This window comes from Nocardia altamirensis NBRC 108246 (assembly GCF_001612685.1).
Lineage (GTDB): Bacteria > Actinomycetota > Actinomycetes > Mycobacteriales > Mycobacteriaceae > Nocardia > Nocardia altamirensis.
This window is the reverse complement of the sequence record NZ_BDAY01000033.1, coordinates 1-23,911: the sequence shown is the minus strand read 5'-3', so window position 1 is coordinate 23,911 and position 23,911 is coordinate 1. Positions and strand designations below refer to the sequence as shown.

25 protein-coding genes are annotated in these 23,911 nt (G+C 68.0%); 10 read left to right on the top strand and 15 right to left on the bottom strand.

Annotated features, from left to right (window positions below):
* Positions 1-167: 167 nt before the first annotated feature.
* The 3 genes from NA11_RS18635 to NA11_RS18625 all read right to left on the bottom strand — a co-directional run bounded on the left by NA11_RS18635 (position 168) and on the right by NA11_RS18625 (position 3,124).
* The gene (locus NA11_RS18635; protein ID WP_069163205.1) at positions 168-1,088 is read right to left on the bottom strand and encodes an LLM class flavin-dependent oxidoreductase; all 921 of its coding nucleotides are present in this window, start codon (positions 1,086-1,088) and stop codon (positions 168-170) included.
* Between the two features lie 35 nt (positions 1,089-1,123).
* Entirely contained in the window at positions 1,124-1,534 is a 411-nt protein-coding gene (locus NA11_RS18630) for a nitroreductase family deazaflavin-dependent oxidoreductase (protein ID WP_069163204.1), read from the bottom strand.
* A gap of 78 nt (positions 1,535-1,612) precedes the next feature.
* On the bottom strand, positions 1,613-3,124 hold the full coding sequence (locus NA11_RS18625) for a flavin-containing monooxygenase (RefSeq protein WP_069163203.1): 1,512 nt from the start codon (positions 3,122-3,124) through the stop codon (positions 1,613-1,615).
* A 34-nt stretch (positions 3,125-3,158) separates the two neighbouring features.
* Here NA11_RS18625 and NA11_RS18620 point away from each other — a divergent pair, with 34 nt between their 5' ends.
* A complete protein-coding gene (locus NA11_RS18620; RefSeq protein ID WP_245745946.1) occupies positions 3,159-4,199 on the top strand; it encodes an AraC family transcriptional regulator in 1,041 nt (346 codons plus the stop codon).
* On the opposite strand, the gene NA11_RS18615 is transcribed toward NA11_RS18620, so the two are convergent.
* A complete protein-coding gene (locus tag NA11_RS18615) occupies positions 4,200-4,772 on the bottom strand; it encodes a TetR/AcrR family transcriptional regulator (RefSeq protein WP_245745944.1) in 573 nt (190 codons plus the stop codon). It lies immediately after the preceding gene.
* A gap of 123 nt (positions 4,773-4,895) precedes the next feature.
* Between NA11_RS18615 and NA11_RS18610 the strand changes: the two genes are divergently transcribed.
* Together NA11_RS18610 and NA11_RS18605 are read left to right on the top strand one after the other, a co-directional pair.
* Positions 4,896-6,323 (top strand): MFS transporter, encoded by a 1,428-nt coding sequence (locus NA11_RS18610; protein ID WP_245745943.1) that lies wholly within the window; start codon positions 4,896-4,898, stop codon positions 6,321-6,323.
* A gap of 76 nt (positions 6,324-6,399) precedes the next feature.
* A complete protein-coding gene (locus NA11_RS18605; protein WP_084654753.1) occupies positions 6,400-9,294 on the top strand; it encodes an AfsR/SARP family transcriptional regulator in 2,895 nt (964 codons plus the stop codon).
* A 285-nt stretch (positions 9,295-9,579) separates the two neighbouring features.
* Here the strand turns inward: NA11_RS18605 and NA11_RS18600 are convergent, their stop codons facing one another.
* The 3 genes from NA11_RS18600 to NA11_RS18590 all read right to left on the bottom strand — a co-directional run bounded on the left by NA11_RS18600 (position 9,580) and on the right by NA11_RS18590 (position 12,647).
* Complete coding sequence (locus NA11_RS18600; protein ID WP_218023334.1) at positions 9,580-10,563, bottom strand: zinc-binding alcohol dehydrogenase family protein; 984 nt, start codon at positions 10,561-10,563, stop codon at positions 9,580-9,582.
* Positions 10,564-10,567: 4 nt separating this feature from the next.
* Complete coding sequence (locus NA11_RS18595) at positions 10,568-11,032, bottom strand: MarR family winged helix-turn-helix transcriptional regulator (protein WP_069163209.1); 465 nt, start codon at positions 11,030-11,032, stop codon at positions 10,568-10,570.
* A 166-nt stretch (positions 11,033-11,198) separates the two neighbouring features.
* The gene (locus tag NA11_RS18590) at positions 11,199-12,647 is read right to left on the bottom strand and encodes an alpha/beta hydrolase (RefSeq protein WP_084654751.1); all 1,449 of its coding nucleotides are present in this window, start codon (positions 12,645-12,647) and stop codon (positions 11,199-11,201) included.
* 70 nt (positions 12,648-12,717) lie between these two features.
* On the opposite strand from NA11_RS18590, the gene NA11_RS18585 reads away from it, so the two are divergent.
* Genes NA11_RS18585 through NA11_RS18575 form a run of 3 tightly spaced genes read left to right on the top strand, consistent with a single transcriptional unit; the run spans position 12,718 to position 14,689 of the window.
* On the top strand, positions 12,718-13,320 hold the full coding sequence (locus NA11_RS18585; RefSeq protein ID WP_069163208.1) for a TetR/AcrR family transcriptional regulator: 603 nt from the start codon (positions 12,718-12,720) through the stop codon (positions 13,318-13,320).
* A 43-nt stretch (positions 13,321-13,363) separates the two neighbouring features.
* Positions 13,364-13,909 carry a YdcF family protein gene (locus NA11_RS18580; RefSeq protein WP_439957082.1) on the top strand — a complete coding sequence of 182 codons (546 nt, stop codon included), beginning with the start codon at positions 13,364-13,366 and terminating at the stop codon, positions 13,907-13,909.
* Positions 13,910-13,954: 45 nt separating this feature from the next.
* Positions 13,955-14,689, top strand: coding sequence for a VIT1/CCC1 transporter family protein (locus NA11_RS18575; protein ID WP_069163198.1), 735 nt, complete (start codon positions 13,955-13,957; stop codon positions 14,687-14,689).
* A gap of 72 nt (positions 14,690-14,761) precedes the next feature.
* On the opposite strand, the gene NA11_RS18570 is transcribed toward NA11_RS18575, so the two are convergent.
* The 3 genes from NA11_RS18570 to NA11_RS18565 are packed head-to-tail and all read right to left on the bottom strand — an operon-like array spanning position 14,762 to position 15,577.
* A complete protein-coding gene (locus tag NA11_RS18570; protein ID WP_069163197.1) occupies positions 14,762-14,935 on the bottom strand; it encodes a CsbD family protein in 174 nt (57 codons plus the stop codon).
* Between the two features lie 9 nt (positions 14,936-14,944).
* Positions 14,945-15,100 (bottom strand): DUF6131 family protein, encoded by a 156-nt coding sequence (locus NA11_RS45685; RefSeq protein ID WP_167837670.1) that lies wholly within the window; start codon positions 15,098-15,100, stop codon positions 14,945-14,947.
* Between the two features lie 24 nt (positions 15,101-15,124).
* Positions 15,125-15,577, bottom strand: a complete 453-nt coding sequence (locus NA11_RS18565; protein WP_069163196.1) for a hypothetical protein — start codon at positions 15,575-15,577, stop codon at positions 15,125-15,127.
* A gap of 126 nt (positions 15,578-15,703) precedes the next feature.
* Here NA11_RS18565 and NA11_RS18560 point away from each other — a divergent pair, with 126 nt between their 5' ends.
* Positions 15,704-15,898, top strand: coding sequence for a heavy-metal-associated domain-containing protein (locus NA11_RS18560; protein ID WP_069163195.1), 195 nt, complete (start codon positions 15,704-15,706; stop codon positions 15,896-15,898).
* A 1-nt stretch (position 15,899) separates the two neighbouring features.
* On the opposite strand, the gene NA11_RS18555 is transcribed toward NA11_RS18560, so the two are convergent.
* A complete protein-coding gene (locus NA11_RS18555; protein ID WP_069163194.1) occupies positions 15,900-17,477 on the bottom strand; it encodes a Na+/H+ antiporter in 1,578 nt (525 codons plus the stop codon).
* A gap of 83 nt (positions 17,478-17,560) precedes the next feature.
* Here NA11_RS18555 and NA11_RS18550 point away from each other — a divergent pair, with 83 nt between their 5' ends.
* Entirely contained in the window at positions 17,561-18,733 is a 1,173-nt protein-coding gene (locus NA11_RS18550) for a cytochrome P450 (RefSeq protein ID WP_069163193.1), read from the top strand.
* 21 nt (positions 18,734-18,754) lie between these two features.
* Here NA11_RS18550 and NA11_RS18545 read toward each other — a convergent pair whose 3' ends face one another.
* Positions 18,755-19,756, bottom strand: a complete 1,002-nt coding sequence (locus NA11_RS18545; RefSeq protein ID WP_069163192.1) for a DUF418 domain-containing protein — start codon at positions 19,754-19,756, stop codon at positions 18,755-18,757.
* 120 nt (positions 19,757-19,876) lie between these two features.
* Here NA11_RS18545 and NA11_RS18540 point away from each other — a divergent pair, with 120 nt between their 5' ends.
* Together NA11_RS18540 and NA11_RS18535 are read left to right on the top strand one after the other, a co-directional pair.
* Positions 19,877-20,323 carry a MarR family winged helix-turn-helix transcriptional regulator gene (locus NA11_RS18540; protein WP_069163191.1) on the top strand — a complete coding sequence of 149 codons (447 nt, stop codon included), beginning with the start codon at positions 19,877-19,879 and terminating at the stop codon, positions 20,321-20,323.
* Positions 20,324-20,354: 31 nt separating this feature from the next.
* The gene (locus NA11_RS18535; protein ID WP_069163190.1) at positions 20,355-20,735 is read left to right on the top strand and encodes a DUF5313 family protein; all 381 of its coding nucleotides are present in this window, start codon (positions 20,355-20,357) and stop codon (positions 20,733-20,735) included.
* Between the two features lie 155 nt (positions 20,736-20,890).
* Here the strand turns inward: NA11_RS18535 and NA11_RS18530 are convergent, their stop codons facing one another.
* From NA11_RS18530 to NA11_RS18520, 3 genes are read right to left on the bottom strand one after another with little or no spacing between them, the layout of a single operon-like run.
* The gene (locus tag NA11_RS18530; protein ID WP_069163189.1) at positions 20,891-21,775 is read right to left on the bottom strand and encodes an aminoglycoside phosphotransferase family protein; all 885 of its coding nucleotides are present in this window, start codon (positions 21,773-21,775) and stop codon (positions 20,891-20,893) included.
* A gap of 44 nt (positions 21,776-21,819) precedes the next feature.
* Positions 21,820-22,455 (bottom strand): response regulator, encoded by a 636-nt coding sequence (locus tag NA11_RS18525; RefSeq protein WP_069163188.1) that lies wholly within the window; start codon positions 22,453-22,455, stop codon positions 21,820-21,822.
* Positions 22,452-23,666, bottom strand: coding sequence for a sensor histidine kinase (locus NA11_RS18520; RefSeq protein WP_245745947.1), 1,215 nt, complete (start codon positions 23,664-23,666; stop codon positions 22,452-22,454). Before NA11_RS18520 ends, NA11_RS18525 begins: the two co-directional genes overlap by 4 nt.
* Positions 23,667-23,911 lie beyond the last annotated feature (245 nt).

Here is a 23,911-nt window from a genome sequence, read left to right as displayed (position 1 = left end):
CTCCAACCCCTGTGAACAGCACCGAACCTCTGGGATATTCGAGCCAGCGGGTACCAGCAAGGGTGGCCGTCAACGCCCGCCAAAGCTCGCACCCCTTCTGCGGATTCGCACCATTTGCGGGCTGCTAGAACCAGTGCGGATCCACGGAAAGGGTGCGGATTTGGGGGTCAGGCGACGTGGGGTAGTACGTCGGCGGCGAGGCGCTCCATTTGGGGTGCCGAGTCGAAAAGCGGGTTGATCAGGATCATTTCGGGGCCGATGTTCGCTACCGCGCGCAGTTCCTCGATGCAGGTTTCGGGTGCGCCGCACACCACGACGGGGAGCAGTGACTTGCCGAAGTCGCCGTACTGGGCGACGAGTGCCTCGGCCATGCGGGTACGTGCGCGCTCAGCGTCGTCGTCGACCGCGATGTACACCCGTTTCGCGATGCGGAAAGTCGCTGGTTCCCTGCCGGTTTCGGCCAGCGCGGCGCGGACGATCGGGACCTGTTCGGCGAATTGGGCCGTGCTCGAGGAGCCCGCGCCGAAGAAGCCGTCGCCCCTGCGGACGGCGCGGCGCAGCGCAGCCGGCTTGCTGCCGCCGAACCACAGTGGCGGATAAGGCTTCTGGAACGGTTTCGGTTCCATGGTGGCGGCGGCCAACTGCCAGAACTCGCCGTCGAAATCGATGGTCGGCTTGGTCCACAGCGCTTGCATCAAGTCGAGGCCCTCGTTGAAACGCCGCACGAGATTGTCGTCGGGCGCGACATCGAACGCGGACAGCATCCTGCCGCGCCCGCCGATCCCGACGCCGACCTCCAGCCTGCCTCTGCTCAACTGGTCAAGCGTGCTGATCCGCTTCGCGAGATGCACCGGATTGTGCAGCGGTGTCACGAACACCGAGCACCCGAGCCGCAGCCGCTCGTTACTGGCCGCGGCGAACGCCAGCAGCTCCAGCGGACTCATGCTCGGCGCGGATCCGATCACCTGCTCGGTCATCCACGCACTCTCGAACCCGAGCTCTTCGGCCCGATCGAGGTACTCGCGCAGGGCTTTCGGCTGAAATGTCCCGTCCGCGAAATGCTGTGGAATCGAGATTCCGTATCGCATCCCTCGACCCTAGCCCCCCAACGGGTTAGTTTTTGTCAGCTATCGATCGCGAGCGTGACGACCGGGATGATGCGGTCCGTCTTCTCCTGATAGTCGGCGAAACCGGGCATGACCTCGACCATTGCGGCGTAGAGGCGATCGCGTTCCGGCCCATCGGTGATCGGTGTCGCGGTCGCCTTGTGGGTCTCGGTGCCGACCTCGATGGTCACTTCCGGGTTCGCGCGCAGGTTGTAGTACCAGTCGGGGTTGGTCGGTGCGCCCGCTTTCGAGGCGATGATGACCAGCCGGTCGTCGTCACGGATGTACGCGACCGGGCTGATGCGGGCCTGGCCGGATTTGGCGCCGATCGTGGTGAGCAGCAGCAGATCAGCGCCCTCGAACGGCCCGCCGACCCTGCCGGCGTTGTTCCGGAATTCCTCGATGATCTTGGTGTTCCAGTCGGCCATTCGATGCTCCTCGTGGGTTGCGGACGATCAGCGATGTGATCTTGCGCCGAGCCTATCGGGCGGCGGCGGCACAGGGCGTCAGCGCGCCGCCGAGAACTCGGGCTCGCGGACCGCAGACCTCGGCGTAGCGGCGAGGGTTTTGTCGAGGTCGGTGCGCAGCGTGGTCGCCGAGTCGAGCAGGTAGTTCTGCCGGACCTTCCACGGATGCCGGTCACCCTGGCGGGGGAAATCGGCGATCGAGCGCTGAATGTAGCCTGCGGCGAGGTCGAGCAGCGGCTGCTCGGTGATGTTGCGCTCCGGGCGCGGGACGACGGCGGCGTAGTCGCGACGGTCCATGTGGTTGAGGATCTTGCAGACCAGCCGGGAGCTGAGATCGGCGCGCAAGGTCCAGGACGCGTTGGTGTAGCCGATGCAGACGGCGAAGTTGGGCATGCCGGTGAGCATCGCGCCCTGCCAGACGAATTGGTCGGCCAGGGTGACGGCTGCACCGTCGACCCGAGGAGTGATGCCGCCGAACGCGAGCATCTGCAAGCCGGTGGCGGTCACGACGATGTCGGCGGGCAGCACCCGGCCGGACTTCAACCGAATACCCTCCGGCACAAAGGTATCGATGTGATCGGTGACGACCTCGGCCTTGCCCTTCTTCATCGCCTTGAAGAAGTCGGCGTCGGGGACCGCGCACAGGCGCTGGTCCCACGGGTCGTAACTCGGCGTGAAATGCTCGGCTACGGCCTTCTCGTCCTTGAGGATTCGCGTCGTCAAGCCGGTGAGCAGCTTGCGCGCGGCATCCGGGCGGCGACGGCAGTACTGGTAGAAGCCGATGCTGAACAGAATGTTCTTGGTGCGGATCACCCGGTGCGCCAGGTTCGGCGGCAGCAGCTCCCGGATCTTGTCCGCGTACTTGTCACGGCCTGGCACCGCACTGATCCAGGTCGGGCTGCGCTGCAACATGGTGACCGACTCGGCCTGGTCTGCCATCGCGGGCACCAGCGTGACGGCGGTGGCCCCGCTGCCGATCACCACCACCCGCTTACCGGCGTAATCGAGGTCTTCCTGCCAGAACTGCGGATGCACCACCTGGCCGGAAAACGTAGCGGCGCCGGGGAATTCGGGCGAGTAGCCGTGGTCGTAGTTGTAGTAGCCCGCGCAGGCGTACAGGAAGCCACAGGTCAGTTCGCGCCGCGTGGTGTTGCCCGCCTGGTCGCGCTCTTCGAGAGTCAGTGTCCAGCGGGCGGTTTCGCTGGACCAGTCGGCCGCGATCACCTTGGTCTGATAGCGGATGTGCCGGTCGATGCCGAATTCGGCGGCAGTCTCGTTGATATAGCGGAGAATCGAGGGGCCGTCGGCGATCGCCTTGGCATCGCGCCACGGCTTGAAGGGGTAGCCGAGGGTGAACATGTCGGAGTCCGAACGGATGCCGGGATACCGGAACAGATCCCAGGTGCCGCCCATCGCCGCGCGGGCCTCGAGAATGGCATAGGTCTTCCCGCGGCACTCGGTCTGCAAGCGATAGGCGGCGCCGATGCCGGACAAGCCAGCGCCGACGATCACGACATCGAGGTGTTCGGGGGCTGCGACGGACTGACTCATGACCTCCAGTCTGTAACGATGCGACCTCGGATTCTTGACTTTGCACGACAACTATTTGACCCTGGACGACATGTCGGTGATTCGCTCCGCGGGACTACGCGGCTTTCGCGCGACGGTCGCGGAGCTCGGCGGCAACGCCGAGGACTTCGCCACCGCGTGCGGGCTGCCGCTCGCAGCCCTGGACACCGACGATCTGCTGATTCCGGATCAAGCACTGGCCGCCGCGCTGGAACTGGCCGCCCACCAACTGAACTGCCCCGACCTCGGCCTGCGCATCTCCATGCGTCAGGACCTCGACATGCTCGGCCCGTTGGCCTTGGCCATCCGCAACTCCCCCTCGCTGGCCCATGTCCTCGAATGCTCCGCGCGCTACCTATTCCTGCACGCACGCTCCCTCACACTCACTTCGGAGCCGGACCCGTACGACGATCCGCGCATCATCGCGCTGCGTTACGGCGCTCGCCCAGGGCTGCCGCCGCCCATCCAAGGCATCGACCTAGGACTCGCGTTCGTGCACCGCACGATTCAGCGTCTGTGCGACGAACGTTACGGGCTGCGCTCGGTCGAATTGCCTTACGTACCGGACGCACCGATCACCCGATACGAGGAATTCTTCGGTGCGCCGGTGCGCATCAACCGGCCCTATGCGGCGCTACGGGTGCCGCGCGACCTGCCGAACCGACCACTGAGCGGCGGCGACGAAACCCTGCACCGCATCGCGATGTCGTTCCTCGCCGAGCAGTCCGGCGGCGCCGACGCCGCCGTCGCACCGAAGGTCCGCGCCGCGGTGCAACAGCTACTCGGCACCACCGCGCCCGAAATCAACGCTGTCGCAAGGCTGTTGACCGTCCATCCGCGCACCATGCAACGTCGCCTTGCCGCCGAGGACACCTCGTTCGCCGCCATTCTCGACGATGTCCGCCGCGAAGAAGCCCGCCGCTACCTCACCACCACCGACATGCCGATGAGCCAGGTCGCCTCGCTGATCGGGCTGTCCGAGCAGTCGACGTTCACCCGGTGCTGCCGAAGATGGTGGGGCACAACGCCGACCGTGGTGCGCAGGCACCGCGGCTGATCACCGACCGGCGACGCGCAGCCCGTCGAAGGTGACGGCGAGCAGCCGATCGGCGACCTCCGGCGTCTTCTCGCAGGCGACGCCGATGCCGTGCCCGAACCGCAGCACATCGCGCGGTTCGATGTCGGCGCGGATGAGGCCCGCCTCCTGTGCGGGTTTCAACAGCTCGGCGGCGGCGTCGGTGATCATCGTCCGGCACAGCGTGAAGGTCTCGGAGTCGTGGTCTATCAATGCCTTCAGCGTGGTCGCGAGGCTGCGCTTGTCCATCACCCATGCCACCTGCTCACGCATCCACTGTTCGAGTGCGTCCACGGGGGGCATGGTTTCCCGCAATTCACCGGAACGCCTGCAGAGCGTTTCGATGCTCGAGCGATAGACCGCCTCGATGAGCGCCTCCCGATTCGGGAAGTGCCGGTAGAGCGTGCCGGCCCCGACGCCAGCGCGCCTGGCGATGTCGTCGAGGGGCGCGTCCGGCCCGTGCTCGGCGAACGCCTCGCGCGCGGTTTCCACGATCCGCTCATAGTTGCGCCGCGCATCGGCCCGCATCGGCCGACCGGTCGAAGGTGCGCCCACGAACCCTCCACTAGAAACGGATTGACTCTCCGGTTAGTCTTGCGAAACCGGAGAAACTCTCCATATGATAGCTCCATCGAAACGGAGACTCTCTCCGTTTAGTCCGACACGATGGAGCGTCCTTTGTCGACCACACTTTCCACGGGCACCGCCGCGCCGGACACCGGCCAACGCCCCGTCCGTTCCAGCCTCGTGCTGGTCACCCTGCTCACCTGCCAGCTGATGATCATCCTGGACATCACCGTGATGAACGTTGCGCTGCCGCGCATCCGCACCGACCTCGACTTCAGCGCGACCGGGCTGGCCTGGGTGATGAACGCCTACACGCTGGTCTTCGGCGGACTGCTGCTGCTCGGCGGCCGAGCAGGCGACCTGTTCGGCAGGCGCAACCTGTTCATCGTCGGCACCGCCCTGTTCACCCTGGCCTCATTGGCAGGCGGACTGGCCCCGTCGGCGACCTGGCTGCTCGTCGCCCGCGTGGCGCAAGGCATCGGCGCGGCCATGGCAGGACCGAGCACGCTGGCCCTGCTGACCACCACCTTCAGCGAACCCAAAGCCAGGATGCGGGTGCTCGCCCTCTTCTCCGGCATGTCCAGCGCGGGCTTCGCCATCGGCCTCATCGTCGGCGGCCTGCTGACCGAATGGCTCGGCTGGCGGTCGGTGCTGTTCATCAACGTGCCCTTCGGCCTCGCCGTCGCTGTGCTCGCCCTGCGCTATCTGCCCGACGCGGCGCGGCAGCCCGCCCGGCTCGACCTGCCGGGCGCGGTCACCGCGACCGCCGGTGTCGCGTCCCTCGTCTACGGCTTCATCAGCGCCGCGTCCAACGGCTGGGGCAGCGAGACCACCGACATCGCGCTGGCCGCTGGCGTCATCCTGCTCATTGCGTTCCTGACGATCGAATTCCGCACGGCCCAACCGCTGTTGCCGATGCGGCTGTTCACCGACCGCAATCGCGCCGCCGCCTACGCCAACATCTTCCTCGGCCCGATGGCGGGCCTGTCGATGTTCTTCTTCCTGACTCAGTACCTCCAGGAGGTGCGCGGATTGAGCGCGCTGGCAACGGGTTTCGCGTTCCTGCCGACCGCGGTGCTGATGTTCACGATGATCAGGCTGATCCCGCGGCTGCTGCCGCGCTTCGGGCCGAAACCGGTGACGATCGTCGGCACCCTGCTCATGGGGTCGGGGCTGGCATTGCTCACGCAGCTGACGACCGACAGCGGCTACTTCCCCTTGCTGTTCGCGGCGATGCTGCTGATGGGGCTCGGCATCGGGCTGGCATTCTCGCCGCTCAACGTGATCATCATGTCGAATGTGCCGCCGAGTGACGCGGGCGCGGCAGGCGGAGCGCTGCAGACGCTGCAGCAGACCGGCGGCGCGCTCGGCCTCGCCGTCCTCGTCACCGTGTTCGGCACCGCGACCAGGAGCGCCACCGGCTCCGCGCAGCAGGTGCTGGTCAGCGGAATCACCACGGCGTTCGCCGCGGCCGTCGGCATCGCGGTGCTGACCTTCCTGGTCGCGCTCACCTTCCGCAGCACCAGGGCGGCGGCCTGACACGCCCCGAACTCACGGGGCGCGCCAACCCGAAGCGCCGCCAAGTAAACTCCCAGCGTTCGGGAGGTTCTTACTGGTGCACTTCACTGTGTTGGGGGAGGTCAAGGGGTGGCGCGGGGACGCGCCACTCCAGCTGGGGCCGCCGCAGCGACGAGCCGTGTTGGCGGCCTTGCTGTTGCGTGCAGGCAACGCGGTGACGGCAGACGAACTGGTCGAGGGCATCTGGGGTGAGCGACCGGTGCCGCGCGCGGTCGCCGCGCTGCGCACCCATGTCGCGCAATTGCGCAGAACCCTGGAGCCGAATCGGGAGTCGCGAGGGCCGTCGACGGTGCTCGTCTCGATCGGCGACGGCTATGCGCTGCGCATACCGCCGAGCGCCACCGATGTCGCCGAGGTCGAGCGGCTGGTCGCGGCGGCCGGACAGGTCCGCGACCTCGATCCGCACACGGCGTGGACCCATCTGGTTGCCGCGCTGGACAAGTGGCATGGCACCGCACTCAGCGGACTGCCCGGCCCGTTCGCGGAACGGCAACGCTCGCGGCTCGAACAGTGGCGACTTGCCATCCTGGAGGACCGGCTCGCCCTCGACATCGAGACGGGTCGCAGCTCCGACGCCGTCGCGGAGCTCGGCCCGTTGATCGAGGAACATCCACTGCGCGAACGGTTTCGGGCGCTGCTGATGACCGCGCTCTATCACTGCGGACGCCAATCCGACGCACTGGACGCCTATGCGCGGGCCCGGCGGGCGCTGGTGGACGGCGTCGGCGTCGAGCCGGGTCCCGAGCTGAGCGTGGTACACGAGCGCATCCTGCGCGGCGCGCTCCCGATGCCGGCCGCGGCCACCGTCCAGCGGGCCGGAATCGAGCAGGTGCCTGCCCAATTGCCGCCCGACATCGCCGATTTCACCGGCCGTGCGCAACTCGTCGACGAGCTGGCCGCACAGCTGACCGGCGCGAGCAGCGCGGTCGCGATCTCCGCGGTCGGCGGCATGGGCGGCGTCGGAAAGACCACGCTCGCACTGCATGTGGCGCACCGGGTGCGGGATCGGTTCCCGGACGGGCAGTTGTATGCGAACCTGCACGGCGTCGATCCGATGCCGACGCCGCCCGCCGCCGCACTCGGTGGCTTCCTGCGCGCGCTCGGCGTTGCGGAGGGCGATATCCCGTCCACCCTCGACGAGCGGGCCGCCGAGCTGCGTACCCGGTTGTCCGGCAAGCGAATCCTGATGGTGCTGGACAACGCGCTGGACTACGCGCAGGTCGCGCCGCTGCTCGCCGGGTCGGCGGTGCTGATCACCAGCCGGTCGGCGCTGACCGAGCTGCCCTCGGTGACCAGGACCCGGCTCGACGTGCTCGAAGCGGCGGAAGCGCTGGTGTTGCTCGAGCGCATCCTCGGCGTCGATCGCGTTGCCGCCGAGGCGGACTCGGCCCGCGCGGTGGTCGCCCTGTGCGGACACCTGCCGCTGGCGGTCCGCATCGTCGGCGCCAGGCTCGCGGTCCGGCCGCAGTGGACGATCGCGTCGTTCGCCGAGCGGCTTGCCGACGAGAAGAGCAGGCTCGACGTCCTCAAGACCGGTGAGCTCGCGGTAGAGGCGGCGTTCCGGCTCGGCTACGGACAGCTCACCGATGAGCAGGCCAAGGCCTTTCGCACGCTGGCACTGGCCGAGGTGCCCGATCTGTCCGTCGACGGCATCGCCGCGATCCTCGGCGTCACCGCGCCGCAGGCCGAGGAGCTGTGCGAATCCCTGGTCGATCTCAGCCTTTTGGAGACCACCGCGCCTGGCCGGTACCGATTCCACGACCTGCTGCGGCTTTTCGCGTGCAGCATTGCCGACGAGGACGAATCCGTCCTGCTGGTCCGGGTGCTCGACTACTACCTGGCCAGTGCGAAGAACCTGCTCAGCGCGATCGACTACAGCAACACGACCCGCCTGCTCGTCCCGACGACGGTCCCCGGCCGCGCCTTCGCCGGCGGCGCGGATGGCCAGGCGTGGAACGACATCGAGCGTCCCGTCGTCATCGCGCTGCACCAGCAGGCGGCCCGGATCGGCGGGCGCGCCCTTGATGTCGCGGCCGATCTGGCCTGGGTGATGGCCGAGTTGATGGACGCGGGCACCGGTGCGCGCGAGCTCTCGCGCGCGCTGGAATCGTTGCTGGACACCGCGATCGCGGAGGACAACCTGGCCGCCGAGCGGCGGATCAGGACCGCGCTCGGCGCGCTGCTCCAGGTCGGGCTCGGCGAGGTCGAGGCAAGCCTGCCGCATCTGCACGCGGTCTCCGGCCCGCAGGCGAACGACGCCGACCGCAGGCTCGCGGTGCTCGCGTCGGTGCTGCTCGGCGTCGCGGCGCGCAGGCTCGGCGACGCGGACGCCTCGCATCGGCATTTCGAGCACGCGACCCAGCTCACCCGGGCACTCGGCGACCGGTCGATGGAGGCATGGTGCCTGGCCCTGGTCACCCGAACCTACTGCGAGGCAGGACAATACGACGAGGCGGTGCTGATGGCCGAGCGGGCCATCGCGCTCGCGCACGAGTCGTCGAACCCGGTGGCGCTCGGCTGGGCAACGCACGAGCTGGCGGCCACCCTGTCGATGCTCGGCGAGCATCAGCGCGCGATCGAGCTCGGCACCGACGCGGTGCGCGCGGCGCGGCGCAACGGGGTGCGACTGTGGGAGGGTTGGGCGCGCACCAGGCTGGCGCAGATCCACCTGCAGGCGGGCGACCCGGTCGAGGCAGAGTCGAACGCCGTCGAGGCGCTGCGCCTGCTGACCAAGGCCGCCGACCCGATCGACCGGGCGCGCGCGATGGCGTTGCATGCCGCCGCACTGGCGGCGCGCGGCCGACGCGGACGCGCTGAGCAGGAGTTCGAGGAAGCCGCCGAGATCTTCCGGCGGGCGGGCCTGTCGCCGCCGAACCTCGATCGGCTGTATGGCGCGCACGCTGCGGAAACAGACGTCGCAGGCCTTGAATAACGAACGTTGATTCGTTATTTATCGGCTGCGGAACGGCGGCTGGCATCGTCTTGGTCTGTGTGACCATCATCGCCAGTGGTGGACAGGAGACCAGCCGTGCGGCTTAACGGCCGCAGGCACCGTGACCGGGAGGCGGGGCCGGGACCGCGTCGACTCGCGTTCGTGGGGTGCGCGAGGCGCACTGCGTCCCGTCGCCGACACCAGCAGCGCATGATGAGGGTGCGCTGCGACATCATCGGCGACTCGGTTCCGCCCTCCTGTCCATCACCGGCTGGCGAGGTGCACTCAGAGCGCGACGACCAACTTGCCGATGGCACCGCCGGATTCCATGTAGCCGTGCGCTTCTCGGATCTGGTCCAGCGAGAAGACCTGATCGACCGGAATGGTGATCCGGCCTGCCGCCGCGGCATCGAGGAACTCCTGCAGGACGGCGGCGGGCAGGTCGCTCGCGTCGCCGCCATAGGCGGTGAGGCGGACACCCTGCGGCAGATAGCCGATGGGATAGAAGTTCTCGACGAGCCACTCGTTGGACAGCATGCCGGTGAAGCAGACGACGCCATGGATCCTGGTGGCGCGCAACGTGTCCGGCAGCGTCGGCGTGCCGACCAGCTCGACCGCGGCATCGACGCCGTCTGGCACGATCCTGCGGACCTGCGCGGCGACCTCGCCGTCGTCGATCAACACGTGGTCGACGCCGAGCTGCTTCAACGCATCCGCCTTGGCCGGGTTGCGGGTGGTCGCGAAGACGGTCATGCCGCGCTGCGCGGCGAGCACCGCGGTGGCCGCGCCGACCGACGAGGTGCCGCCGCGGATCAGAATCGATTGTCCCGGTTGGGCATCGAGTCCGATGGTAAGCGAGCCGTAGGCGGTTTGCAGCATCTCGGGGACCGCGCCGAGCGTCGGCCAGTCCAGCGAGCTGGTGAACGGAATCACCTGGGCCACCGGCACACACGTGTACTCGGCGTAGCCGCCGTCGAAGGCGCGGCCCATGCCGCCCATCATCGCGACGACCTGCCTGCCGACCGCGAACTCGCCGCCGGGACATGCGGCGACGACACCGGTCGCCTCGATGCCAGGCACCCGAGGAAAGGTCATGCCCTCCGCGAGGCCGAGCCGGGTGTGCAGCTCGGACCTGTTGAGGCCGAACACCTTTACCTGGATGAGCACCTCCCCCGGCCGCGGCGTCGGCACCGGTAGCTCGCGGATCTGCAGCGCCGAGAGCGGCCCTGGGCCGTCCAGCACGACAGCCCGCATGGTGGTTGCGGTCATTCGATTACTCCTTCTCTGGTTCCGCCGTCGGCGCGGCGGCGGCATTGGCGGCGCGGAGCAGGCGCAGCGTGGCATCGAGCCGGTCGAGGGACACCGTCCCGAGTACGGCGCCCATCCGCTCTGCGAGTTCCGCCTCGACCGTTTCGGTGGCGGCATGCAGCATGCGTTCGCCCTTGTCCGTCACCGTGATACGCGACGAGCGGCCGTCGGCGGGGTCGCGCTGGCGTTGCGCGTAGCCCGCCGCCTGCACCCGATCGACGATCTTGCTTGCGCCGCCCTCGGTGATGGTCAGTGCCTCGGCGATGTCCCTGACCCGCGCGCCGCCCGGTCTGCCCGCGATGCGCAGCATCTCGAACCACGGCACCGGCAGCGCGTGCTCGGCGCGCAGCCGCCGCTCGACGGTGTTCCAGAGCAGGATTTCCACCCGGACCAGCTGGTCGAACACCTCGACCAGACGCGCGTCCGTCATGCGGTACTCCATTCCCCGTAAGGCTTCTTCTCTGACCGCAGTCGGTTACTGCGGCGTATTTAGAGGTAAATTCATGACACACCCCTCGTCGGCGCCATGAATCTTCATTCCATGGAATGGAACAAGGCGGGGTGTTTCGATTATTCCCACCCTGCCGACGATCCGATCAGCGGCAGACTGCGCCACGTTCGGGCACCACACCCGCACGCAGGTAGCCGTTCACCACCCGGTCGACGCACTCGTTCACGCCGCCGTAGGCACCGTGGCCGACACCGTGATACGTCAGCAGGACACCGGTGGGCAGTGCCTGCGCCAGCTCGGACACCCACTCGATCGGCGCCTCCGGATCACCGGTGTTGCCGATCAACACGATCGGTGCGGCACCGGCGCCGCCGAGCGGGGCACGGCCGACACCGTGCACGGGCCAGTAGGTGCACTCCGCCAGGCGGAGCCCGGTGAGCTCACCGAAACGCGGTGCAACCCCGGCGAACTCGGGAAGCAGCCCGCGCACCTGGTCGGTGGTGTAGAAGTCCGGGTAGTCGGCACAGTTCGCGGCGGTGTTGATGGACGCGAAGTTCGACCGAGACCCATCGGGCCTGCGCCCCGCGAAAAGGTCCGCGTAGCCGACGAGTTCGCTGCCGTCACCCGAAAAGGCCTTGGTCAGCGCGGGAATGAGGTGTGACCAGGTCTCCGGCGCTGCCACACCGAGACCGAGCCCGGCCGTCGCGACGGCGCGGGTGAGCGGCGTGCCACGATCGGTGCGCACCGGTGCGACCTCGACCTCGGCGAGAAACGCGTCCACCCGAGCCAGCGCCTGCTCCCGCGTGCCGCCGAGCGGGCAATTGCCCTCCGCCACACAGAAATCCAGGAATGCGCGCAGCGAGGCCTCACTGCCCGCCGCCTGATCGAGCAGGCTCTGCCGGAATGTGCGCAACGGGGTACCGGGGGCGTCGAGCAGCATCCGGCCGACGCGCTGCGGGAACAGCGTGGCGTAGGCAGCGCCGAGCTGACCGCCGTACGAGACGCCGAGATAGTTGAGCTTGTCGTCGCCCACCGCCGCGCGGACCAGATCGAGATCGCGCGCGGAATCGAACAGGCCGACGTGCGGCAGCAGCGGGCCCGACTGCGCGGCGCACGAGTCGGTGAACTGCCTGCTGCTCGCATCGACCGCGGCCCATTCGGCATCGGTGCGCGGAACACGGTCGGGCAGTGCGGTTTCCGCGCACTGGACCGCGGTGCTGCGGCCGACGCCGCGTGGATCCCACGACACCAGGTCGTAGCGATCGAGCAGCGCCGAGAACTTGGCTGCCACACCGACCACGGTTTCCAGGCCGGAGCCGCCAGGCCCGCCCGGGTTGTAGACCAGCGAGCCGAGCCGCTGCGCCGGATCGGCGCTGCGGGTCCGGATCATCGCGAGATCGATCGTGCCCGCGCCGGGATCGCGATGGTCGCGCGGCGCGGTGATCGTCGCGCACTCCCACACCCGGCCGCCGCCGGGGATGCCTGCGCACGGCGCCCAGGTCGGCCCGGCCTGCTCCGCCGGACGCGTCCGCTCCGCCGCGCACGACCCGGCCAGCAGCGCAAGCACCGCCAGCATCGCACCGAACCACCGCATCGCCACCCACTCCTTTATTAGCACGACTGTGTTGGCAATTAAGTTAGCACAGTCGTGCTACAAATACGAGGTGGCAAGAACCGTTGATCAACAAGCCCATCAGCAGCGGCGACAGGCGATCGCCGAGGCGGTGTGGCGGGTCATCCAGCGCGACGGGCTGGAGCACGCGTCGGTGCGCAGAGTGGCCGACGAGGCAGGGATGTCCATGGGCAGCCTGCGGCACTACTTCGCCACCCAGTCCGAACTGCTCGCCTTCTCGCTCGGCATGGTCGGCGAAGGGATGATGGACCACATCGGACAGTTGGACCTGGCCGAAGACCCCCTCGAACGCGCGGTGCAGATCCTGCTCACCGGCCTGCTGCCGACCGGCCCGCGCCAACGCGCGATCACCCAGGTGTGGCTGGCCTTCCTCGGCCGGGTGCTCACCGAGCCGTCCCTGCGCCGGAGCAGCGACGAACTCTATGACGCCACCGGCGAACTCGTCGCCTGGGTGATGGAGGAATTGGCCGCGAGTGGCCGCCTGCGCGACGATCTCGACCTGGCTCTGGAAACCCAGCGCCTCTACGTCCTCATCGACGGTCTCACTGTGCAGGCGCTGATCCGCCCGGAAAAGGTGCCACCGACCCGGCTTCGGGAACTGCTGACACATCATCTCGGCCAGCTGTGCCGATGATCGACGGCCGAGCTGTCGTCGGGGCTTCGGTACCCTCGGAGAAGTGCCCGGCCTGCGACGAGCTGGAATATTCTTCGGCACCCTGCTCGCTCTGGTCCTGCTGATCAGGCTCGCGGGGCTGCCGGTGTACGTGCATCCGCAGACGGACCCGCTGCGCAAGGCCGATGCCATCGTGGTGCTCGGCGGTACCGCCTATGCACGGTTCGATGTCGGGCTCGACCTCGCGCAGCGCGGATACGCTCCCACCCTGTTGATTTCGCGGTCCACCGGGAACGACGACCACGAGATGGACAAGTACTGCGCAGGCCGATTCGACTTCACCGTCAGCTGTTTCCTCCCGGATCCGTGGACGACCGAGGGCGAAGCGCACGAAATACGGCGGCGGGCACAGCAATTCGGCTGGCGGCACATCATCGTGGTGACCTACACACCGCATGTGTCGCGGGCGCGGTACATCGTGTCGAAATGCTTCGACGGTGAACTGACGATGGTGGCAAGCCCGAGCGACTCGGGCCCGAGTTTCTGGGCGTGGATGTACCTGAGGCAGTCGGCGGGATATCTGCGTGCATTTCTCTCACTCGGCTGCTGACGAGGCGCACCGATAGCGTCACGGAAGTGGCATAGTCTGCGGCTCATGGACGAAACGACCGGCGCACCCGCCTCGGGCGGGCACCCACACGAACCGCACGCCGAGGGACTGGCGTCCAAGCTGAATTGGTTGCGCGCGGGCGTGCTCGGCGCGAACGACGGCATCGTCTCCACCGCGGGCCTGGTCGTCGGCGTCGCCGCCGCGACGACCAGCACGAACGCCATCTTCACCGCGGGCATCGCCGGGCTGTCGGCGGGCGCGATCTCGATGGCGGTCGGCGAGTACGTCTCGGTCAGCACCCAGCGCGATTCGGAGCGGGCACTGCTCGCCAAGGAGCGCAGGGAGCTGCGCGAGGAGCCGGACTACGAGTTGGCCGAGCTGGCAGGCATTTACGAGGCCAAAGGCTTGTCTGCGGACACGGCCCGCAAGGTCGCCGAGGAGCTCACCGCGCACGACGCGTTCACCGCGCACGCCGAGGCGGAACTCGGGCTCGATCCCAAGGACCTGACCAATCCGTGGCAGGCGGCGTTCTCCTCGGCGGTGTCGTTCACCCTCGGTGCTTTGCTTCCGCTGCTTGCCATCCTGCTGCCGCCGGTGCCTGCGCGGATTCCGGTCACCTTCGCCGCCGTGCTCGTCGCGCTGGCGCTGACCGGCACGATCAGTGCCCGCCTCGGCGGGAGCGGCCCTGGCCGGGCGGTGCTGCGGGTGGTGATCGGTGGCGCGCTGGCGATGGCGGTCACCTACGGCATCGGGCAACTCGCGGGAGTCGCAGGTATTTGACGGACAGCAGAAAGCCGGTGGCGGCCGAGGGCTCGATTGCCCATGGCCGACACCGGCTTTCGGTTCGACAGGTCAGCGCTTGAATGCGTCCCGTAGTTTATCCGCGGCGCGTTTCAAGTTACCGCGAGTCTGTTCGCGACGCCCTTCGGATTCCATGCGGCGATTTCCCGCCGCCCGGCCGAGGACCTTCTTCACGTTGCCCCTTGCCGCTTGCACCTGATGTGCGATCCGGTCTTCGAAGTTCATGGTCGGTCCCTAGTAATACCAGCGCCGACCACCGACCGGGCGGCCCACCGAACCCGCGATCATCAGCACGAGGCCGACGATCAGGATGATGATGCCTGCGGTGGTGAGCAATCCGATTCCGAGCAACCATCCTGCGATGAGGAGGATGAGTCCGAGAACAATCATGGTCGTATTTCCTTTTATCGATGATTATTTCGACGTCGGCGCCTGCGCACGGGAGGTGCGTTCGGCGCGCGGTGTGTCCCCGGTAGCAGTGGTGGCCGGTTTACGGACGAACCTGCTCCAGACCGGCTCGCGGTGCGACGGCGCCGCGGGTTCCTTGCGGACCGGCGGTGGTGTGCTGTCCCCGAGATCACGCCGGACCGCTGCCATTTCGCGGCGGGACTGCCTGAGTTCGCGACGGGCAACCATGCCGCGTCGGGAGACACGCCAGGAACCGGTCAATAGCAGGGTCAGCCCGAGCATGCCGATGGCGCCGAGAATGATGCCGTAGCCGAACAGCACACCGCTGGATCCGTGGAAGTGGTAGTCGAAAACGGCGAAATCACTGGACAACACGTGACTTCCGTCGTTGTTCGCCACCACGCCTGCGACTCCGACGATCACTGCCGCGATCAAGACGACGAGCCCGATGATGATCATGACAATCCTATTGCGTCGAGTTGTATGACATCCCGGCTATTCCCGGGACGCAGACGACCAAACGTAGGAATCGAACTCGACTGTTCGCCGGCGTTTACGCTCGCCGATTCGGTCTATTCGGTCCACATGGCTACCTACACAATCACCTTGCACAACGTCACCCGCGAGTCGGCCTCGGCCATCGAGTCGAATCTGCGCGGTGTCAACGGTGTCGATTCCGTCGACATCGACGTTCCTTCCGAACGCGCGCTGGTGTCCTCCAGCCTCTCCTACAACGAGGTGCTCGAGGCGATCCGGCAGAACGGCGTTTCCGCAAGCTGATTCAGCGCCTGCCCAGATCGAGGCGGCGGGTCACCCGGTCGACCACGTCGGGCGGTATGCCTGGCTCACGGCGAGCGTTGAGTGCTTCACGACGGCCCGCCTCCAGGACCTCCTCGCGGACCTCGCGAATCTTCCCTGCCAGCATCAGGTTTCGCTTGGCATCCGACTCGGCGTCGGCGTCCGCTGCCTCCGGGTCGGCCTTCGCCGAGCGCAGCCGGAACGTGTCCCGGAAACGCTCGTAGACCTCGTCGGGCAGCTGCTCGGCGGCGGCAATCTCCTTGAGACGGGCCAACTCTGCTTTGACGACCCGCTCCCACAGTTGGCGCTCGACTTCGCGCTCGCGCTTGGTGTCGGCGTGCACCCCGGTCAGGCGCACCACCAGCGGCAGCGTCGGCCCTTGCAGCAGCAGCGTGAAGAGCACGACGGCGAACGCGGTGAACAGGATTTCGGTGCGGCCGGGAAAGTCCTTGCCTGCGTCGGTGGTGAACGGAACAGCCAGCGCCAGTGCGACCGTCGCGACGCCGCGCATGCCCGCCCACCAGGTGACGATCGTTTCCTGCCAGGTGTACGGCTCGTCGGTGTCCGCCCTGCGCCGCCAGTTCCTGCCGAGTGCCAAGGTGGCCAACAGCCAGGCCAGTCGCAAGCCGACCACCACCGCAACCACCGCGGCCGCGCCGCCGAGCAGTCGCGGCCATTCGTGTCCTGTCGCGTCGAGCACCGTGGCGAGTTCCAGCCCGATGAGGCCGAAAGCGAAGCCGCTCAACAACATTTCGATGATGTCCCAGAACGATTCACCGACCAGCCGATAGTTCGAGTCGCCGAACTGGGTGACCGCATCGGTCAGATACAACGCACAGACCAGCACGGCGAGCACGCCGGAACCATGCAACTCCTCGGCGAGCCCGTAGGCCGCGAACGGCAGCAGCAGGCTCAGCGCCACCTGCCAGGTCGCCTCCGTGAGCAGGTTCGTCAACCGGCTCCCCGCCCAGCCGAGCACCAGCCCGACCACGACGGCGACCACCGCGGAGATCACGAACTCCGCCGCGGCACGCGGCGCGGAGAACGTGCCGGTGACCACTGCCTGAATCGCGACCCCGTAGATGACGATCGCGGTCACATCGTTGAACAACCCCTCCCCGCCGAGGACCACCACCAGGCGGCGCGGCAAGCCGAGGCGACCCGCCATCGCCGACGCCGCCACCGGATCCGGTGGCGCGACCAAAGCACCCAGCGCGACGGCCGCGGCGATCGGCAACCCTGGATACCAGGCATGAAAGACCGCGCCCACCGCTGCCGCGGTCGCGATGACCAGTCCGAATGCACGCAGCGCGATGGAGAGCCAGTTCTCCGCGAACTGCCGCCACGATGTCCGCCGGGCCGCCGCATACAGCAACGGCGGCAACACCAACGGCAAGATCAACTCGGGCGCGATGTCGACCCGCGGCGCGAACGGGACCAGCGCGACCACACACCCGAACACCGTCATCAGCACCGCCGACGCCACCCCGATCCGCTTGCTCAGCGGTTCGGCGAGTATCGCGGCGAACAGAATGACGAACATCAGCACCAACTGGTCCATGACCGTCCAGTCTGCGATGCGGCACCCCGGTTACCCACCCGCCGCGCCGTGTCGGCACCACCGTCATACGAGATGATGGGCGGGTGACGGAGATATTCGGTGCCGGGTTCGCTGCCGATCCGTGGCCGGTGCTGGCGCGGCTGCGGGGCGAGGGTGGGGTGCATCGGGTTCGGACGCCGGATGGGCCGCCTGCGTGGTTGGTGACCAGGTATGCGGATGTGCGGGCGGGGCTGCTCGACGATCGGTTGACGAGTAGAACGCGGTGGGCGGGGGCCGAGGACTACGTCGGGTTCGCGGTCCCGGCACCGTTGAACTCGATGGTTCTCGCGGAGCCTGTCGACCATGCGCGGTTGCGCAGGATGGTGACGGGTGAGCTCTCGCCACGACGGCTGGCCGAGTGGACCCGCACTGCGCCGGCGCTGGTCGATTCCCTACTGCGAGAACTGGATTCGGGCACGGAGACCGATCTCGTCGAACGCCTGGCGGTCCCGCTGCCCGCCGCTGTGATCGGCGAACTACTCGGCTTAGGCGCGGCCGAACGCGAAAGTCTGCTCGGCTGGGCGAATTCGACTCTGCTGCCCTCGGCGACTCCCCCGCGGGCGAGGGACACGCTGACCACCATGCTCGAGATCGTCACCGCTAGTACGGAACAGGCGCGGGCGGCGCGGGCTGACACGGTGCTCGGCAGGCTGGTCGCCGCACACGACGACACCGGATCGCCGAACTCGAACGAGCTGGCCGGACTGCTGTTCTATCTGCTGTTCGTTTGGTACGAGGTACTGGTCGACCTGGTCGCAGGGTCGGTACTGACGCTGATCGGGCGTCCCGACCAGCGGAAGATCCTGCACGATGCAGCCGAAAAGCATTCGGCGGTAGACGAATTACTGCGCTACCTGTCGCCGCAGGTACTCGCCGGGCCCCGGTTCGCGACCACCGAGTTGACCATCGGCGAGCACACCATCCTGGCCGGGCAGACGGTCCTGCTGTGCCTGGCCTCGGCCAATCACGATCCGGAATTCTTCGACAGCCCTGACGACATCGATCTGACCCGAGCCTCGCACGCGCAGCTCGGCCTTGGTCTCGGCATGCACGCTTGCCTCGGCAACGCACTGGTGCGCACGCTCACCGCAGCCGTGCTCGACCACGTCTTCACCCGCTGGCCGGACACCACGCTCACGGTTCCCGAACGAGACATCGCCTGGCGCTCCGGATTCCGTCATCGCGGACCGCAGACACTACCGGTGAAACTGGCGTGAAATGTTGTCCGCCAGCCGCTTTCACCAGCGGCGGCTTGGCTCCGGTTCGCGCCGGACAGGCACCAGCTCCCACCAGGTGACGCAGCGCCAGACCCATTCGAGCGGACCGTAGCGGAACACCTTCAGCCACCCCCAGCTGACGAACGCCTGCACGACGATGATCGCCGCGGCCAAGCCGAGCAGCAGACCGTAGTTGGCGGACCCGGACAGTCCGAGGTGCGGCGCGGCGAGCAGGATCAACGCCGTCGCGGACACGTAGTTGGTCAACGCCATTCGGCCCATCGGCGCGAGCGCCTCGGCCAGCACCGCACCGGTTTCGGTGCGCAGCACCAGCAAGAGCCCGGTCAGATAGGCGAGTGCGCCGAGCAGTCCTGCGACCGCGGGCGCGCACGTGGCCAGGAGGTCCAGGTAGGGCGTTCGGTACTGCCACCTCCCTGCGACCACCGCGGCGGGCAGTGCCAGCGCGAACACCACCGCGAGTTGCCAGCCACGTTCGTCGATGGTGTCGGCGATGCCGAAGCGCGCGGTGGCAAGGCCGAGCAGGAAAAGTCCTGGGATCAGCCCGAATCCGCCGCCGAGCCAGACCGCGACACCGATCGTGCCAACCAGGCCTGCGATCAGGATCGCCCAACGCGGCAGACTCGCGGCAGGCAGCAGAATCACCAATCCAACTACGGCGTAAGGCAATAACGCCTCGCCTGGCTGGAACTCGTGGTGCACCAACCCGAGCAGACCGAGCGCGACCAGTCGGCGCGCCAGCACCACCCGCGGCCGGTCGGTCCGCAGCGCGGCACTGTCGAGGAACAGCGCGAAGCTCAGCCCGAACAGGAACGAGAAGATCGGGAAGAACCGGCCTTCGAACAACACCGACAGCAGGTGCCGCAGCGGAACCATCTCCCCCGGTGCTTTCACCGTGGCCATGTCGGTGAGCTGCCAGATGTTGACGACCAGAATTCCGCACAGGGCGAATCCGCGCACGGCATCGAGTTCGTGGATGCGTGGGCGGACCGCGTTCTGGTGCATGCGTCTCAACGTAACCAGAACCCGGGCCCGAACCACGCTTCTCGGCCGAGATGTCGCCCACATACTTCGTGCGTTAACTGTTTGTGCGTTAATCTATAGACCGGCACAACAGGAGGACAGATGGAGATCGACGATCCGCTGCGGCTCGACCGGCAGGTCTGCTTCGCGCTCGCGGTGGCCAATCGCTCGGTGCTCGCCGTGTATCGGCCGCTGCTGGAACCGCTCGGGCTCACCCACCCGCAGTATCTGGTGATGCTCGCGCTCTGGGGTGAGGCGCCGATGTCGGTCAAGGCGATCGCCGAGGCCATTCAGCTGGACTCGCCGACGCTCTCGCCGCTGCTCAAGCGGCTGGAGAGCGCCGGGTTGATCACCAGGGAACGCGACAGTCGCGACGAGCGAAACCTCGTGGTGAACCTGACCGCGGCCGGCACCGCGATGCGGCAACAGGCCGAGCAGATCCCGCCCGCAGTGGTGGACCGCCTCGGCGTCACGCTGGCCGATCTCGAGGAACTCCGCGATGTCCTCACCCGCGTCAACAAGGCCGCACGGCGTTCCGTGCTCACCTAACCCCGTTCGCACCACCGCGAGGAGTCCGCGCATGCCCCGAGAACAGCGACGGCCCAACCCGATCCAGTGGATCGGCTACGCCTTCGGACGCCGCCTACCCGATTCGATGATCGAATGGGTCCGCCACGACCTCACCGGAAAGCACGCCATCACAAGACATCTCGTGCGTGGCATGCTCCCGTTCACCCCGCTGTTCGCGGCCTTCCTGCTCTTCCCCGGAGAACTGTGGTTGCGCGGGTCGATGGTGCTCCTCGCCGGGCTGCTCGCGCTGTTCTACACCACAGCATTCATGCCGATGAACCGCGCGCACCGGTTGGTCAAGCACGGCCTGCCTGCTGACCTGGAGAACCCCGAACGCGCCCGCCGCCGCGCCATCGAACGCGCGAAATACGCTGCACAACACCCACACTGACCGCGCTCACCGGCGTCGCCGCCGACTCCGGCGGCGGCCGGTCGACCGGCCGGGCGGTGCCGTCACCGTCGTTCTGATCCGCTTCGGCAGCCGCCACGGCACGTGCGCGGGTCGAACGCTCTGTCGTGCCCATCTACGCCGCATCACCACACCCTTCAGCGCATGGCCCACGGGGCGATCTCTTGGACCGCATGGAACCCGACGTCCTCGAAGTCCTCGTTGCCCACGAAATCCAGCCAATTCTGTACCGCGCGAACAAGAGTCCATGCGCGAGCCCGATCGGGGTCGAAGCCTGCTCCGTCCACGATCGCCGCGAATCGGTCGTCCACCGAGGACTCCGACCACCGGTTCCAGACCAACGCCAGCGTGGTGAATTCGGGATCGCCGATGAGCGGCTTCGGGTCGATGACGAGCCACGGTTCCCTGGTCCCGGCCAGCACGTTCTCGTAATGCAGATCCTGGTTGACCAGCAGCCGCGCCGCGGTCGGGCCGAGCTGCGCACAGACATCGAGCGCGGCGTCGAGCAGCTTGCGTGGGAACGGTGCACCGAGGTCGGCCCACAGCTCGGGCCCTGCCACCGAGAACTGCTCGGCCTCGATCCGCAGGTCACGGGTCAGTCCGGCAGGCGCGGGCACCGAGAGCCGGCGCAGCAGCCCGGTCGAGATGCGGACGGCGTCATCGATCGGCTCGGTCTGCAACGAGCGGGTGGCATCGAGGCCCTCCAGCAGCAGCACACCGCGCGCCGCGTCACTGTCGAGCAAGCGAACCGCACCCGCGCCCGCCCAGACCTCGAGCGCGATCGGTTCGTCGCGAGTCTCCTTGTCCACCATGCTCATCTTGAGCACGGCCGGACTGCCGTCACTCCGGGTCGCGGGCAGCACCACACCCACGTAGCCGTGCATTGCGGGGCCGTCGAAAGTCAGCTGCCATCGTTGCGCGTAGTCGGCGGCGAGGTCGGGCAGGCCGTCCAGCCACGCCTGACCCGTCTCCCCCGCACATGCGACGACGTGTTCGGCGAAAGGCTCGGGAACGAAGGTCACCGTTCGAGCCTCTCAGCCCTGTCCAGCCAATTTCGCCGGACGCGTCACCGCTGACGGGCACCGAGGACGGCCAGTTGGACGCGATTGGCGCTGCCGGTCTTCGCCATCAGATTGGTGACGTGCGTTTTGACCGTGGTGATGCCGAGGTGCAGGCGGGTGGCGATCTCGGCATTGCCGAGTCCGTCGGCGACGAGGGCGAGCACCTGCGCCTCGCGCGCGGTCAGCCCAGGTAGGGCCGGGTGGTCGACCGGGGTCGCGCGGGCGCTCAGGGCGGTGTCGACCACTCGGCGCAGCACCTCCGGCGAGAACGGGCGATCGCCCTCGGCGGCGCGGTGGATGCCGCGCAGCAGATCGGCGGGCGAGGCATCCTTGACCAGGAAGCCGCACGCACCTGCCGCCAGCGCCGGGTAGAGATGATCGTCGTCGTCGAAGGTGGTCAGTGCGAGCACCCTCGTCTGCGGCCTCGCGGCGAGAATCGTTGCCGTGGCACGGATTCCGTCCATGCCTGGCATGCGCAGATCCATCAGCACGACATCGGGGCACAACTGCTCGACGAGGCGGACGCCCTCGGTGCCGGTGCTCGCCTCGCCGACCACTTCCAGTGCCGCATCGGTCTCGCAGAGCATGCGCAGACCGGCCCGGACCAGGTGCTGGTCGTCGACGAGCAGTACGCGGATCATCGCGTAGTGATTTCGTGCGCGGCGGCGGTCGGCAATGCCTGTTTGCCGACCGGAAGACGGGCCGCTAGTTGCCATTCCGTGCCGACGCAGGCCGCGGTGAACTCGCCGCCGAGCAGTTCCACCCGCTCGCGCAAGCCGATCAGCCCGAGCCCGTGACCGGCACCGGCGGGCGCGGGCTCCGAACGCACACGAGAACCGTTGTCACGCAACAGGAAATGCAGTACGCCATCCTGCATTGTGATGCTCAGCCGAGCCGTCGTGCCAGGACCGGCGTGCTGCACGATGTTGGCGACTCCTTCCTGGGTGAGCCGCAGCATCGTGAGGGCAAGCACCGCATCGACTTCGGTGATGTCCTCGGCCAGTGCGGTGGTCACGGTCACCCCCGACTGCCCGGCCCGCATCACGACCGCGGTGAGCGCGTCGGGCAGATCGGCGGGCGCGATGAACGGATCATCGGTCATCGCGGGATCGCGCAGGATCGCCACCAGCCTGCGCAGATCGGTCAAAGTCTCCTTGCCGCTTGCGTGGATATCGTCGAGGACTTCGAGCGCGCCCGCAGGCGCATCGGGCATGGCATGCCTGGCGACGCCGACACGCAACACGGTCGACGACACGTGATGGGCGATCAGGTCGTGCAATTCCCGTGCGATGGCGGTGCGTTCGACGGCGCGCGCCGCGGCCACCTCGGCGTCACGGCGCTGCGCCATCTCCTGTGCCTGCCTGCGCGCGTGCTCGGCGCTCTCGCGCGCCGTGCGCAGCAAAGCACCGACCAGCAGCGGCGCACCAGCCATGACCAGCGCCCGATACCCGTTGGCCGCCAGCTCCCCGCTCGGATGCAGCAGGTAGGCACCGGCGAGCGCGCCCGCGGCGAGCCACGGCTGCCAGCCGGACCGGCGGGCCGACACCTCGATCAGCGCGACCGCGGCCGCGACCTTCGCCACCACCGGGCCGGTATCGCCGACTTCGAAACCGAGCAGCAGCACACCGCTGACCACGAGCGACGTGAGGAAGGGCCAGCGCACCCCGCCCGCGGTCGCCAGCACGGCGAGCAACCCGATCGCCCAGTCGCGCAGGCTCGGCGCGTCGGTGAGTATGAGCAGATACCCCGCCGCCGTGACCGCGAGCAGCAGCGTCCGCAGCGGCAGAAACCGCACGTCGAACCACCACTGCACACCTCGGGTCACCCCGGCCGAGCTCACCACACTCCCCATCATGCCGTCTGGCCCGTCCCACGCGGTTCCTCCGGTAGGAGGAGCGCCTCCTCCTTGCGGCCGGAAGCCGGACCCGCGGGCGGAGTCGCCGGATCGAGTGCGCCGCGAAGGTAAGTGGCATGACGAACGAGCAGCTCGACGCCGACAACACGCCAACCGAACCCGCAGCACCCGCCGAACCGACGCAGGCGCGGCCGAGCCGTCGGCGCCTGCTCGGCACGGTGGCCGCGGCCTCCGGGCTCGCG

Coding starts and splice junctions, on each gene's coding strand:
- NA11_RS18630 (WP_069163204.1), bottom strand. CDS start 1,534: ATGGCCGACTGGAACACCAAGATCATCGAGGAATTCCGGAACAACGCC.
- NA11_RS18570 (WP_069163197.1), bottom strand. CDS start 14,935: ATGAACTTCGAAGACCGGATCGCACATCAGGTGCAAGCGGCAAGGGGC.
- NA11_RS18545 (WP_069163192.1), bottom strand. CDS start 19,756: ATGCACCAGAACGCGGTCCGCCCACGCATCCACGAACTCGATGCCGTG.
- NA11_RS18520 (WP_245745947.1), bottom strand. CDS start 23,666: ATGGGGAGTGTGGTGAGCTCGGCCGGGGTGACCCGAGGTGTGCAGTGG.
- NA11_RS18625 (WP_069163203.1), bottom strand. CDS start 3,124: ATGAGTCAGTCCGTCGCAGCCCCCGAACACCTCGATGTCGTGATCGTC.
- NA11_RS18535 (WP_069163190.1), top strand. CDS start 20,355: ATGCCCCGAGAACAGCGACGGCCCAACCCGATCCAGTGGATCGGCTAC.
- NA11_RS18595 (WP_069163209.1), bottom strand. CDS start 11,032: ATGACGGACGCGCGTCTGGTCGAGGTGTTCGACCAGCTGGTCCGGGTG.
- NA11_RS18560 (WP_069163195.1), top strand. CDS start 15,704: ATGGCTACCTACACAATCACCTTGCACAACGTCACCCGCGAGTCGGCC.
- NA11_RS18555 (WP_069163194.1), bottom strand. CDS start 17,477: ATGGACCAGTTGGTGCTGATGTTCGTCATTCTGTTCGCCGCGATACTC.
- NA11_RS18600 (WP_218023334.1), bottom strand. CDS start 10,563: ATGACCGCAACCACCATGCGGGCTGTCGTGCTGGACGGCCCAGGGCCG.
- NA11_RS18575 (WP_069163198.1), top strand. CDS start 13,955: ATGGACGAAACGACCGGCGCACCCGCCTCGGGCGGGCACCCACACGAA.
- NA11_RS18565 (WP_069163196.1), bottom strand. CDS start 15,577: ATGATCATCATCGGGCTCGTCGTCTTGATCGCGGCAGTGATCGTCGGA.
- NA11_RS45685 (WP_167837670.1), bottom strand. CDS start 15,100: ATGATTGTTCTCGGACTCATCCTCCTCATCGCAGGATGGTTGCTCGGA.
- NA11_RS18635 (WP_069163205.1), bottom strand. CDS start 1,088: ATGCGATACGGAATCTCGATTCCACAGCATTTCGCGGACGGGACATTT.
- NA11_RS18525 (WP_069163188.1), bottom strand. CDS start 22,455: ATGATCCGCGTACTGCTCGTCGACGACCAGCACCTGGTCCGGGCCGGT.
- NA11_RS18590 (WP_084654751.1), bottom strand. CDS start 12,647: ATGCGGTGGTTCGGTGCGATGCTGGCGGTGCTTGCGCTGCTGGCCGGG.
- NA11_RS18540 (WP_069163191.1), top strand. CDS start 19,877: ATGGAGATCGACGATCCGCTGCGGCTCGACCGGCAGGTCTGCTTCGCG.